This window comes from Spirosoma soli (genome assembly GCF_042684525.1).
GTDB lineage: Bacteria > Bacteroidota > Bacteroidia > Cytophagales > Spirosomataceae > Spirosoma > Spirosoma soli.
This window is the reverse complement of record NZ_JBHULN010000004.1, coordinates 26330-38092: the sequence shown is the minus strand read 5'-3', so window position 1 is coordinate 38092 and position 11763 is coordinate 26330. Positions and strand designations below refer to the sequence as shown.

Sequence of the window (11763 nt, the reverse complement as noted above, 5' to 3'; positions counted from 1 at the left end):
TGGTGAGCCTTACGCTTCTACCGGCTTCAGATCGAAATAGGTCTCAAAAATAGCCGTTGCCGCTTCGTTCGCCCGGGTTTGAAAGTGATCGAGATATTGGTGCAGGCCGGCTTTAAAAATGTCAGCGGTTTCGGTAAACTCTAGTTCAGCCCGGAGTTTAGACAGCGTTCGTTCGGCGGGGTTGCCAAAGCCATGGGTGATGTTGTTACCCGACACTTCATACAGCGACAATTCGGCCTGCCGGATGCAATGAGCCGCCGAACGCGGAAACATCTTGTCCAGAATCAGGAACTCGACAATGCTCGATGGTGTCAGCGAACGATATTGCTGCCGGTGCATATTGTAAGCGCTAACCGATTTCAGCACCGCCGACCAGATCATTAAATCCAGCGTAGACCCTACAGAGTCAACTTCGGGCAGCAGCGTAAAGTACTTCACGTCCAGGAAGCGCGAGGTCTTATCAGCTCGTTCCAGGAACCGGCCCATCCGTCCGAAATGCCACGCTTCGTTACGCGTGATTGTAGCGTCAATGATGCCGTAGAAAAGTTGAGTACCGTTGCGAATTTCGGTCAGGAAGTTCTGCGTCTGGCTTTCTCCCCATTGCTGTTTAGGAGCCGTATCCCGAACCATCAGGTAAAACTGGTTCAGGTGTTCCCACATCTCCTTCGAAATGGCCTCGCGAATGGTCCGGGCGTTCTCGCGGGCGTTGCTCAGACACGTAACAATGGAGTTGGGATTCCGCTTATCGAACGCCATGAAATGAATGACATTCTCGCGGGTTGGCTCGGCATAATGCCGGTAAAACAAATAATTATCGGCCGTGGCGATTAGCAACGGTTCCCACTGCTGATCTACATTGGGGGGTAAATCGAGAGCCAGGTTAAAATTAACGCTCATAAAGCGGGCATAGTTTTCGGCCCGTTCAATGTAGCGGTGCATCCAGTAAACAGAATTGGCAACGCGGCTCAGCATAAGGGAATGAGTTAGTTTATTACTGTGGGAGACTAACAAAAATAAAGCTTGGCTCTTATTTTACAAGCCCTTTCGTTTTTGTGCGGCTTCGTGACAAAGCATTCGCTAAAAATTAGATTAATTTGCCACCTGTTAAATCACAAACCCTGTATGAATAAACTGTATTATCTACTCGCGTTCGGCCTGCTGCTTACTACCGCACTTGTCGCTGGACCTACGCCCACAAAACCCGGCTCGAAACTGTATGAGGTCAGGATTTATTACCCAACGCCGGGTAAGTACGCCGAAATTGTGGACCGCTTCCGGCAGTACACGACCAAGATCTTCGAGAAACACGGCATGGAGAACATCGGGTACTGGACCCCTACCGATACATCCCGCAAAGAGTTAATTTACATCTTGGCCTACCCTAGCCGCGAAGCCCGCGATGCCTCCTGGAAGGCCTTTGGTAATGATCCCGAATGGAAATCCGTGGTGGCCAAAACCGAAGCGAATGGTAAGTTGGTCGATCATGTCGATCAGATATTCATGATGGAATCGGATCTATCGCCCGAAATTAAGATAAAGCAGTCGTCGCCCGCCCGGACTTTTGAACTACGTACCTACACGGCCACTCCGGGTAAGCTAGAGAATCTGCTCACCCGCTTCCGCGATCATACCATGAAGCTCTTCAGCCAGCACGGCATGACCAACGTCGGGTACTGGATCACGCAGGAAAAAGATGAGGCAGCACAGCCTAAGTTGGTCTATATTTTGGCTCACCCAAGCGAAGCTGAGGGGAAACAGCATTTTGAGGAGTTCCGTAAAGATCCGAAATGGGTAAAGGCCAAAGAAGAGTCTGAAAAAGGCGGCCCCTTGACAACCAAAGTAGAGTCTATCTACATGAAGCCAACGGATTACTCGCCGATGAAGTAGTTCAGTACCTGTTGACGTCTAAACCGCAGGCAGAAGCTAAAATTGGCTCTGTTTGCGGTTTTTTATGGTTCAAAGCTTAATTTAGTTAAACTTTCACCAGCTTGAGTCGCATTTTTAGAAGCTGTTTAAGCCACTGAAGATATGAAGTACTTTATGGTTATATTCTTTCTTTTAAGCCTAATTACCTCATGTTCAACTAGCATGCCTAAAGATAAGGCTTACGAAGCAGTATCAGGAACGTGGCGTTTATATGAGTCAGGCGATGCTCCCGAAGGTGATAAATATGTAATCAAATCTGTCGAAACAAATCCAGCTCAAACTATAACCTTCTCTTCCAGAGGCCGATTCAAAGCCAGGGGGTACGACCCATCCTTTATCAGCTTGTATGGCCCAATACGTACTTACAAAATTGATAAGGTAGAAAACGCAGCCAACTTATACAGTTTTAGCTATTGGGATAAGCGAGCCAACCAGGGACAAGGTATGAAAATACGCCAGGGGGTAGAGCTCAAAAGTGACACGCTTCGCCTAACTCCCTTGTGTTACGAAGGTTGTCATTTTGCTTTCGTACGAGTTAAGTAAAGCAGGGCTCGCTGTGTAAATGTGAATTTGTAAGATGGTTCAGGTTTGATTGTAAGCAGGTTTTAAAATGCATGGATATTCTTTTCTTTAAGCTAATTTACAACGATTAAAGGCTTAAAGCGACCCAGTTTGTATTGGAGACTATAGAAAACGAACTGTATTACGCTGAACTACTTCGACAGAGAACTAATCAAACCTTCTCAAAGAAGTAAGACCGCCGTTCACCTTCAACGTCATCGTAGGTGTAGATTGTGCGCTGGCGGTTTTTGTAGTAATAACGGATCAATGCAAAATCGCCAATGCAGGCGCTGGTGTGTATTATCAACAAAATAAGCCAAAACACTTTATAAACCGGCCAGATCGCCCAGCCGATCAACAGGCTCGTTGTGATGATAATAAACGGCATCACTGCCACAAAAGCTACTTCGCGCATTGTTGTCGGAAAGAGTTGACTGTACGCATACACAATCAGGCTCCTGAGCGAGTAACCATATCCAATATGAGGGGCGCCAATGTATTTGAACGCTAATCCGTGAATGAGTTCATGGATAGGTAACAGAATAAGCAACCCTACTAATCCACCAACAAGCTGCCAAACCAGCGACATCCCGTTCCCGTGCTTCACCTGACCACCCAGCAGTGAACCGACGAAGTAACCGACACCCCCTCCCAAGAGAAGTATAATCAATAGCCCCAACCACGTTTTCCAGGTGCGCCTGGGAGGATTATCAGCAGACGGGGGCGTCATGCCTAGCTCTCGAAAAATGAACTGGTTCATCTCATCAATGCTAAACGACTCAATTAGTACATAACGGTCAGAATGATGGAGTTCATCAACGGTTGGACGCATGAAAGCTAGTAGATTGGTTTTCTCAACAAAGGGTTAATTAATGAAGTTTTCATCAAAACTACAACGTTATGAAACAGATTGATCATTTGGTTAAACTCATGCTCGATACGCCATCGGAAGCAGGCGTATCGAGAAAAGAATTCCTATCCTTCGCCGGGCGAAGCCTGGCAGTAGGCGTAGCAGGTGGGCTTGCGGCCTCGTGCAAAACGGGCCAAAATACCATGTCCTCATCAGGAGGTACATACAGCTCGTCAGGTAGCGCAAACGTACCGAAGCTACCGGCCGAATCGCCCCCGGCAAAGATTCCGCAAAAAGTAGACGAGCCTATCAAGCTCGAAGCCTGGAAAGCTAAAACCGAGGTTGAGTCAGGCCCAACGCCTTCGCCAACACCACCCGATCAGCGGGTTGGCTACGCTATTGTTGGCCTGGGACACTTAACCCTCGATGAGCTTCTGCCCGCGTTTGGTGAATGCAAGAAATCGAAGATTGTGGCCCTGGTAAGTGGTAGCCGCGAGAAAATGCAGAAAGTGGCGAAGCAATACGGCATTAAAGAGCAGAGTTGCTACACCTACGATCAATATGACCGGCTGAAAGACAACCCAGAAGTACAAGCCATTTATATCGTATTGCCCAACGGTATGCACGCCGAATACACCATTCGTGGGGCACAGGCGGGTAAACACATTCTGTGCGAAAAACCAATGGCCAATACCTCGGCCGAGTGCCAGGCCATGATTGACGCCTGCCGCAAAGCCGACCGGAAGCTGATGGTAGCCTACCGAATTCAGTATGAACCCAATAACCGCATGATCCGCGATATGATCCAATCTAAGCGGTTTGGAGCAACCAAGTTCATTGAAGCCTTTAACGTACAGAATTCGGCAAATCCGCAGCACTGGCGACACATAAAGGCTCTGGCCGGCGGTGGGGCGCTGCCTGATATTGGGTTGTATTGCCTCAACACGGTACGTTATCTGCTGGGCGAAGAACCCAACGAAGTGTTTGGTTACCAATATAGCACACCAGGCGACCCGCGCTTTAAGGAAGTGGAAGAAATGGTGAGCTGGCAGATGCGCTTCCCAAGTGGCGTTATCGCCAACTGCGGTACGAATTACGGTGTGCACGAAACCCGGCGTTATCGCGCTATGGCCGAACGGGGTTGGATGGGCTTAGACCCCGCTTTTGCCTATAGCGGCTTACAGCCACAAGTATCGTACGCCGAAGGAAAAGTAGAACACAAAGAGCAGCCCAAAATCAGCGAGAAAAATCAATTTGCTTCCGAGATTGACCACTTTTCGGAATGCGTTACGCAGAACAAAACGCCGTTTACACCCGGAGAAGAAGGCCTACAGGATCATAAAATTATGGAAGCTATCTACCAGTCAGCGCGCGAGGGCCGACCGGTAAAGCTAACGGCTGTAAACAAAAAAGACGCCTTCAGAGGCACAGAGCCAGAGATGCAATAATTTTTAATAGCGGGCGGTTTAAACCGCCCGCTATTGACTCGAATGAGATCGAATTATTAAGTAATCAGACTCTATTCAGCGTTCATTTTACAATATTCGTCCCGCAAACACGACTACTCATTTATGAACGCACCTCTTATACCTACACTCTACACTTGGGCGGGCGAAAACGATCGCCTGGAGCAATTGACAAACTTGTTTTACAAAAAAGTAAACGAGGACGTACTACTAGCGCCTGTATTCCGCAGCATGTCTCCAGACCATGCGCAGCACGTTGCGCATTTCATTGGCGAAGTTTTTGGCGGACCTGCCCTGTACACCCAAACGGATGGCGGTAGTCATGCACGGATGGTTGAACACCACGTCGGCAAACACCTGACCGAAACGCAACGTCGCCGTTGGTTAGGCTTACTGCTGGATAGCGCCGACGAAATCGGCTTGCCCGACGACCCGGAGTTTCGCTCGGCTTTAGTTGGCTATTTGGAATGGGGTAGCCGCCTGGCGGTGCTTAATTCAAACGTAAGCGAGAATCCTGTTCAGGAGAACGCGCCAATGCCAGCCTGGGGCTGGGGCGAAACGGGTGGTCCTTACGTGCCGAACTGAGGAACCCATCTTGTTTAGGATAGCTTAAGTCAAATTTTTCAGGACAAGGACTGCCCCTTTATCAAGCCGTTAATATATGTTTGAGTCAATGCATGAAATTAACGGGCGTATGTTAATGCCTGCTGCGCTTGCTCTTCTGTAATATCGGTATCAAGGTCATAATCGCCTGCCTGCCGAAGTTGAAAATCATACTGTGCCCACTGTGCTGTCTCCGCCGGGAATCGACTAGTTCGAATAAATAATTCATGGAATTTACCATGCGCTCCCGAATGCCGTTTCGTATATATGTCTTCGGTATGAAGTAAGGCAGTTAAGCAATAAAATATAGCATAATATGCTCGGTTAACGGTGGCGATTGTAAACCCCCCTTCTAAATTGTAAGCCGACTCTTCAAGCGTTTCCTCAGCTCGTTCCAGTGCCTGCTGCGCTTCATGTAATCGGCTCATAGGCGAATACCTTCCCGTCTTATTTCTTGATAGACGCCTTGCATTGACGTACTCAGCTTTTGTTTGGAGACCGGTAAAATCGACACGACAACCCCGTATTTAAGACTTAAGGCTGTACTGATCGGCACAAGTCGGACAACCTCATCAGTAGAGCTTATATCCGAGTTTTCCAAAACAACGGCGAAATCTACGTCCGATTCGTCATGACTATCTCCTCGGGCGTAAGAGCCAAACAAAACCAGTTCAGCGAGTTGATCACCATACAACTGCCGCAACTTATGCTTAAACTCGGTTACTATCGGTGTAATAGATTGCATAGTTATAAAAGTAAAAAAAATACCCTAACTCCGTTCAGCCAGACTAAGTTTAATAGCCTTTCCTAAAATATTGGTTTAGCTTCTTCCCGAAAAAGTCAAATTATGGCAAGCTTGAATGAGAACCCTTGCCTTTATTCTGCCTGAACACGATAGCAACACGTACGTTCTTGTGTATTATGTGCTAACAAACTCCACAACCTAAGAGGACGTAGTAAGTTATGAACGCCTTTTCCTTTTGTCGGAGTATTCCTTCTTTACCCGACAATGATTCAAATTGACTACAACCTCAAACCCACCGACTTTTCAGCAAAACTAGCCCAGTTCTGGGAGCTTTCTGCCCAAAAGATTCGCCTGATCGACGAGCGGTACGACACCGCAAAAGGGTCTCCCGTTTTCACAGCTGGGGGTGAATACACCACCCGCGGCTGGACAGAATGGACGCAGGGGTTTCAATACGGCTCAGCGATTCTCCAATACGACGCCACCGGCGACCCGTATTTTTTAAACATGGGCCGCAGCAAAACCATCGAGATGATGGCCCCGCATGTCAGCCACATTGGCGTTCATGATCATGGTTTCAACAATGTCAGTACGTATGGTAATCTGCTCCGGCTCATGCAGGAAGGTAAATTACCGTTTAATGAGCACGAGCGAAACTTTTACGAACTGGCTTTAAAGATTTCGGGAGCCGTTCAGGCCAGCCGCTGGACAACAATCCGGAACGGAGCAGGAACACCAGCTGGCTTTATCCATTCCTTCAACGGGCCGCACTCGCTGTTTGTCGATACCATCCGGTCCTGTCGGGCGCTGGTGCTTAGTCATAGTCTGGGCCACGTGTTTCAGGCAGAAGGCGATGTAAAAGTCAATCTGCTGGAGCGGGCCATTCTGCACATGAAGGCCACCGCCGACTACTCCGTCTTTTATGGCGACGGTCGCGATACGTATGACCTCTGGGGCCGCACGGCGCACGAAAGTGTGTTCAACGTCAAAGACGGCAATTTCCGATGTCCCAACTCGCAACAAGGCTATTCTGGCTTTACTACCTGGACACGCGGTCTGGCCTGGGCCATGTGCGGCTTTCCCGAAGAACTGGAATACCTGGCGACCCTCAATGATAGTGAACTCGAACCGCTTGGCGGACGCGGAACCATCGAAGCCCTCCTGCTTAAAGCCGCCCGTGCCACCTGCGATTTTTACATTGAACACACGCCCGTCAACGGCATTCCCTACTGGGATACCGGCGCTCCTAATCTTTATAAATTAGGTAATTACCTCGACCGCCCGGCTGATCCATACAACGACTTTGAGCCAGTCGACAGCTCGGCTGCAGCCATCGGTGCTCAGGGGCTGCTACGTCTTGGAAACTACCTATCCGCCAAAGGAGACGCTGAAGCCGGTCAGCGGTATTGGCAGGCCGGTTTAACGGTGTTGCACTCTTTGTTCAATGAACCGTATTTAAGTACCAACCCGAATCATCAGGGGTTGATTCTGCATTCCATTTATCACCGCCCGAATGGTTGGGACTATGTACCACAAGGCAGTACGATTCCGAATGGCGAGTCGAGTATGTGGGGGGATTATCATGCCCGGGAGGTAGCGCTTTATCTTCAGCGCATCAGTAAAGACGAGCCATACTATGCCTTTTTCAATTGTTTATGAAGTAATGGCACACAGATGATACGGATTAACACTGATTTAAAACGTACATAAAATCCAGACAGATTTGCTTAATCCGTATCATCTGTGTGCCATCCCCTACAGCCATGAGCGCGAAAAACAAACCCCGCTACCCTCGAATAGCTCAGCTGAAGACAGCTCAGGATTTACGTGATTACCTGCAAACCAACGCGATAGACCTGCCATTCGACGAAGCGTTGCTGCCTCCCTCCGACAGCCCGTTCAACCATATCATCCAACTTAAAGCAGGGAAGACTATTGGTAATAGCCTGTGTATTTTACCAATGGAAGGCTGGGACGGTACAACCGATGGACGCCCGTCAGTCTTGACCCGCAACCGCTGGACAAAATTCGCCATTAGCGGAGCTAAGCTACTATTCGGTTGTGAGGCCGTAGCGGTTTGCCATGCGGGCAAGGCCAACCCTAATCAACTGGTGCTCAACACTGATACGTTTTCTGACTTTGTTGAATTGCGCCAATCAATCCTGGAGCAACACAAGGAGAAATTTGGCACTACCGACGATCTGCTGATTGGACTACAACTGACTCATTCTGGACGGTTTTGTAAGCCCAATAGCCACAAGACTTTTGAGTCGAAAATCCTGTACGCTCACCCGTACCTTAATGGACGATTCGGCATGTCGGCAGATTACCCCACGCTTACCGACGACGAGATTGACCAGATTATCGAACACTACGTGGAAGCAGCAGTGCTGGCCCAAAAAGCAGGATTTGATTTTGTCGATGTTAAGCATTGCCACGGCTACCTCGGCCACGAATTTCTGAGCGCCGTCAACCGGCCCGGCAAATACGGCGGCAGTTTTGAGAATCGTACGCGCTACCTGCGAAACATTGTAGCCGGTATACGACAGGCCGCGCCGGGGCTGGAAATGGGCATTCGCCTGAGTGCGTTCGACTTTCTGCCCTTCAAAAAAGGGCCTGACGAAGTCGGCGTTCCCGAGCCCGCCGATCATTACCCGTTTGCATTTGGTGGGCAAACCAATGGGCTCGGCGTTGACCTGACCGAAACCAAGGCGATTCTGGCGCTTGTGGAGTCGCTGGGCATTCAGTTGGTATGCATCACCGGTGGAAGCCCTTACTACAACCCCCACCTGATGCGTCCTGCCCTGTTCCCACCCTCAGACGGCTACCTCCCTCCCGAAGAGCCGCTGCTGGGTGTCAAACGTCAAATCGACGTGACGCACGAATTGAAAAAGGCTTTTCCTGAATTGATTATTATTGGCTCAGGCTACTCGTATTTGCAGGAGTGGTTGCCTAACGTAGCGCAGTACGTACTCCGAACGGGTATGGTGGATAGCGTAGGTTTCGGTCGAATGGTACTCTCCTACCCAACCATGCCCGCCGACATGCTGGCGGGTCGTTCGTTAACGCGAAACTTACTTTGCCGTACTTTTTCCGACTGTACCACAGCGCCCCGTAACGGACTCATTTCGGGCTGTTACCCGCTGGACCCGAATTACAAAAAGATGCCGGAAGCCGACCAGTTGAAGGCACTTAAAGTTTAATTATTGGTTTCACTGCTACTCGCTATGCTGTTATTAATAGTCAGGCATAGCCAATGATAATCAAGCGCTAACACAGCGAAGTGAATAACCATTATTGACCACATTTGACTATCAATGACAGCGTAGCGAATGACATTGAAAAAAGTAGCATTCATCACGGGTGGTAGTCGAGGTATTGGCTATGGCATTGCCGAACATCTGGCAAAAGCCGGATTTGATCTGGCAATCAATGGCGTACGTTCCGAAGAAGCCGCCAGTGATGCGCTGGCAAATTTGCGAGCCTTAGGAACAGAGGTAATCTACTGCCAGGGCGACATTGCGTCAATAGAAGCGCGAACGGCGATGCTGGATAAGATTCGGGCGCATTTCGGTCGGTTGAACGTATTGGTGAATAATGCGGGAGTAGCCCCGAAAGAACGGCGGGACATTCTGGAAGCGACCGAAGAAAGCTTTCAGCACGTCCTGACAACCAATTTGCAGGGCGCTTATTTTCTAACGCAGGCCGCTGCCAACTGGATGATTCAGCAGAAGGCAGAGCAGCCAGCGGTTTCCGGCTGCATTGTTAACGTCTCGTCAATCTCGGCGACGGTCGCTTCTGTCAATCGGGGTGAGTATTGCGTAGCGAAGGCGGGATTGAGCATGGCAACGCAGCTGTTTGCCGCTCGGTTGGGGGAATACGACATTCCAGTTTATGAAGTCAGGCCGGGCATCATCCGTACCGATATGACGGCGGGTGTAACGAGTAAGTATGATAAGTTGATTAACGACGGGCTTTGCGTCCAGAAGCGTTGGGGGTATCCCGACGATGTGGGCCGGGCCGTAGCCTCGCTGGCTAGTGGCGATTTCCCGTATTCAACCGGGCAGGTCATCACGATTGACGGCGGATTGACGTTACCGAGATTATAGATTTTTGAATATCTCTTTACTCCTTTTTCCTAAACCCCATGACCAGGTATGAACAGCCAATCCGATTCCCGCAGGAAGTTTCTCAAGACCGCTGCCACCGGCTCGTTAGCCGTGCTGGGCATGCCCACCATTATTCCGGCCCGAGCCTTTGGGGCTAATGATCGGGTTCGTGTGGCCGTTATCGGTGTCAATGGACGCGGCACCGACCACATTGCCGGTTTCTCGAAACTGCCAAATGTTGAGGTTGCCACTCTGTGCGACGTAGACAAAAACATTTTGGCCAAACGAGCCGGTGAGTTCGAGACCAAACACGGCCGTAAGGTGCAGATGATGGAAGACCTGCGCCAGGTATACGACGATAAAAACATCGACGCCGTTAGCATTGCAACGCCCAATCACTGGCATTCGCTGGCCGCTATCTGGGCTTGTCAGGCAGGCAAAGATGTGTACGTCGAAAAGCCCGGTTCGCACAACCTCCGCGAAGGTCGGAAGCTGGTCGAGGCCGCGGCTAAATACAAACGAATTGTTCAGCATGGGGTGCAACTACGCAGCTCAACGGCCATTCAGGAAGCCATTAAGCACCTGCGCGACGGCCTTATCGGGAAAGTGTATATGGCGCGGGGCGTTGTTTATAAATGGCGGCCCGACATTGGTAATCAGGGTAACTCACCCGTACCCGATGGCTTAAACTGGGACCTCTGGCAAGGCCCAGCCCAAGCTAAACAGTTCAGCAAAAACTACGTGCATTACAACTGGCACTGGTTCTGGGATTACGGCAATGGTGACATTGGCAACCAGGGTATTCACGAAACCGATTTGTGCATGTGGGGGCTAGACGTGGGCTTCCCCGAAGAAATTACGTCGGCGGGCGGCAAGTATCTCTGGAAGGATTGCAAGGAAACGCCGGAGACACTTACGTCGACGTATAATTATCCCAAAGAAGGCAAAGTCATCCAGTTTGAAGTTCGACCGTGGATGACTAACAAGGAAGACGGCGTTGAAATTGGCAACTTCTTCTACGGCGACAAAGGCTACATGGTGGTCAACGGTTATAACGACTACAAAACCTTCCTGGGCAAAGAACGAACGCCCGGACCGGCTGGCCATGCGGGTGGCGATCACTACCTGAATTTTATTGAAGCCGTTCGGGCACGGGACAAGTCGAAACTCAATGGACCGGTCGAAACTGCTCACCTATCGTCGGGCATTGCCCACCTCGGTAACATCGCGTACCGCCTGGGACGCACGCTGAAGTTTGACCCTAAAAAGGAAGAGTTTCTCAGCGATGCCGAAGCGAATGCCATGCTCACCCGCAAGTATCGGGCGCCTTACTCGGTTCCGCAGCAAGTCTAGCTCATTGTTTTTACGTAATCGGATGACAAGGTTGTTACGCAGAGCTTCACTGAGTGAAATGAGCTACACAAAGGTCTCCGTGTAGTTCTTTCATCTCTCGGTGTAACAGTTGTATCACCCAACTACGCTATATAAACACGTATTTTTCAA

Annotated in this window: 12 protein-coding genes; 8 read left to right on the top strand and 4 right to left on the bottom strand. The window is 49.8% G+C overall.

Annotation, left to right across the window (positions count from 1 at the left end):
• Positions 1–9: 9 nt before the first annotated feature.
• Positions 10–972: an alpha-E domain-containing protein gene (locus ACFSUS_RS08010; RefSeq protein WP_381521364.1), complete on the bottom strand. Its 963-nt coding sequence runs from the start codon at positions 970–972 to the stop codon at positions 10–12.
• Positions 973–1122: 150 nt separating this feature from the next.
• Here ACFSUS_RS08010 and ACFSUS_RS08005 point away from each other — a divergent pair, with 150 nt between their 5' ends.
• Together ACFSUS_RS08005 and ACFSUS_RS08000 are read left to right on the top strand one after the other, a co-directional pair.
• Positions 1123–1887 carry an NIPSNAP family protein gene (locus ACFSUS_RS08005; RefSeq protein ID WP_381521362.1) on the top strand — a complete coding sequence of 255 codons (765 nt, stop codon included), beginning with the start codon at positions 1123–1125 and terminating at the stop codon, positions 1885–1887.
• A 201-nt stretch (positions 1888–2088) separates the two neighbouring features.
• Positions 2089–2469, top strand: coding sequence for a hypothetical protein (locus ACFSUS_RS08000; RefSeq protein ID WP_381521361.1), 381 nt, complete (start codon positions 2089–2091; stop codon positions 2467–2469).
• 190 nt (positions 2470–2659) lie between these two features.
• Here ACFSUS_RS08000 and ACFSUS_RS07995 read toward each other — a convergent pair whose 3' ends face one another.
• Complete coding sequence (locus ACFSUS_RS07995) at positions 2660–3319, bottom strand: DUF3267 domain-containing protein (protein WP_381521359.1); 660 nt, start codon at positions 3317–3319, stop codon at positions 2660–2662.
• Between the two features lie 68 nt (positions 3320–3387).
• Between ACFSUS_RS07995 and ACFSUS_RS07990 the strand changes: the two genes are divergently transcribed.
• Positions 3388–4785 carry a Gfo/Idh/MocA family protein gene (locus ACFSUS_RS07990; RefSeq protein WP_381521357.1) on the top strand — a complete coding sequence of 466 codons (1398 nt, stop codon included), beginning with the start codon at positions 3388–3390 and terminating at the stop codon, positions 4783–4785.
• Positions 4786–4908: 123 nt separating this feature from the next.
• Positions 4909–5388, top strand: coding sequence for a group II truncated hemoglobin (locus ACFSUS_RS07985; RefSeq protein ID WP_381521355.1), 480 nt, complete (start codon positions 4909–4911; stop codon positions 5386–5388).
• Positions 5389–5486: 98 nt separating this feature from the next.
• Here the strand turns inward: ACFSUS_RS07985 and ACFSUS_RS07980 are convergent, their stop codons facing one another.
• Positions 5487–5834 carry a HEPN domain-containing protein gene (locus ACFSUS_RS07980; protein WP_381521353.1) on the bottom strand — a complete coding sequence of 116 codons (348 nt, stop codon included), beginning with the start codon at positions 5832–5834 and terminating at the stop codon, positions 5487–5489.
• The gene (locus ACFSUS_RS07975; RefSeq protein WP_381521351.1) at positions 5831–6151 is read right to left on the bottom strand and encodes a nucleotidyltransferase family protein; all 321 of its coding nucleotides are present in this window, start codon (positions 6149–6151) and stop codon (positions 5831–5833) included. The genes ACFSUS_RS07980 and ACFSUS_RS07975 overlap by 4 nt, the downstream gene beginning before the upstream one ends.
• 264 nt (positions 6152–6415) lie before the next feature.
• Between ACFSUS_RS07975 and ACFSUS_RS07970 the strand changes: the two genes are divergently transcribed.
• From ACFSUS_RS07970 to ACFSUS_RS07955, 4 genes are all read left to right on the top strand, one after another.
• Positions 6416–7810 carry a glycosyl hydrolase gene (locus ACFSUS_RS07970; protein ID WP_381521349.1) on the top strand — a complete coding sequence of 465 codons (1395 nt, stop codon included), beginning with the start codon at positions 6416–6418 and terminating at the stop codon, positions 7808–7810.
• Positions 7811–7914: 104 nt separating this feature from the next.
• Positions 7915–9354: an oxidoreductase gene (locus tag ACFSUS_RS07965; protein WP_381521348.1), complete on the top strand. Its 1440-nt coding sequence runs from the start codon at positions 7915–7917 to the stop codon at positions 9352–9354.
• Between the two features lie 129 nt (positions 9355–9483).
• On the top strand, positions 9484–10260 hold the full coding sequence (locus tag ACFSUS_RS07960; protein WP_381521346.1) for a 3-ketoacyl-ACP reductase: 777 nt from the start codon (positions 9484–9486) through the stop codon (positions 10258–10260).
• Between the two features lie 48 nt (positions 10261–10308).
• On the top strand, positions 10309–11613 hold the full coding sequence (locus tag ACFSUS_RS07955; protein WP_381521344.1) for a Gfo/Idh/MocA family oxidoreductase: 1305 nt from the start codon (positions 10309–10311) through the stop codon (positions 11611–11613).
• Positions 11614–11763: the final 150 nt, after the last annotated feature.

Bases quoted from the DNA above. Each gene is read 5' to 3' on its own strand.
- ACFSUS_RS08010 (WP_381521364.1), bottom strand. From the start codon at position 972: ATGCTGAGCCGCGTTGCCAATTCTGTTTACTGGATGCACCGCTACATT.
- ACFSUS_RS08005 (WP_381521362.1), top strand. From the start codon at position 1,123: ATGAATAAACTGTATTATCTACTCGCGTTCGGCCTGCTGCTTACTACC.
- ACFSUS_RS08000 (WP_381521361.1), top strand. From the start codon at position 2,089: ATGCCTAAAGATAAGGCTTACGAAGCAGTATCAGGAACGTGGCGTTTA.
- ACFSUS_RS07995 (WP_381521359.1), bottom strand. From the start codon at position 3,319: ATGCGTCCAACCGTTGATGAACTCCATCATTCTGACCGTTATGTACTA.
- ACFSUS_RS07990 (WP_381521357.1), top strand. From the start codon at position 3,388: ATGAAACAGATTGATCATTTGGTTAAACTCATGCTCGATACGCCATCG.
- ACFSUS_RS07985 (WP_381521355.1), top strand. From the start codon at position 4,909: ATGAACGCACCTCTTATACCTACACTCTACACTTGGGCGGGCGAAAAC.
- ACFSUS_RS07980 (WP_381521353.1), bottom strand. From the start codon at position 5,834: ATGAGCCGATTACATGAAGCGCAGCAGGCACTGGAACGAGCTGAGGAA.
- ACFSUS_RS07975 (WP_381521351.1), bottom strand. From the start codon at position 6,151: ATGCAATCTATTACACCGATAGTAACCGAGTTTAAGCATAAGTTGCGG.
- ACFSUS_RS07970 (WP_381521349.1), top strand. From the start codon at position 6,416: ATGATTCAAATTGACTACAACCTCAAACCCACCGACTTTTCAGCAAAA.
- ACFSUS_RS07965 (WP_381521348.1), top strand. From the start codon at position 7,915: ATGAGCGCGAAAAACAAACCCCGCTACCCTCGAATAGCTCAGCTGAAG.
- ACFSUS_RS07960 (WP_381521346.1), top strand. From the start codon at position 9,484: ATGACATTGAAAAAAGTAGCATTCATCACGGGTGGTAGTCGAGGTATT.
- ACFSUS_RS07955 (WP_381521344.1), top strand. From the start codon at position 10,309: ATGAACAGCCAATCCGATTCCCGCAGGAAGTTTCTCAAGACCGCTGCC.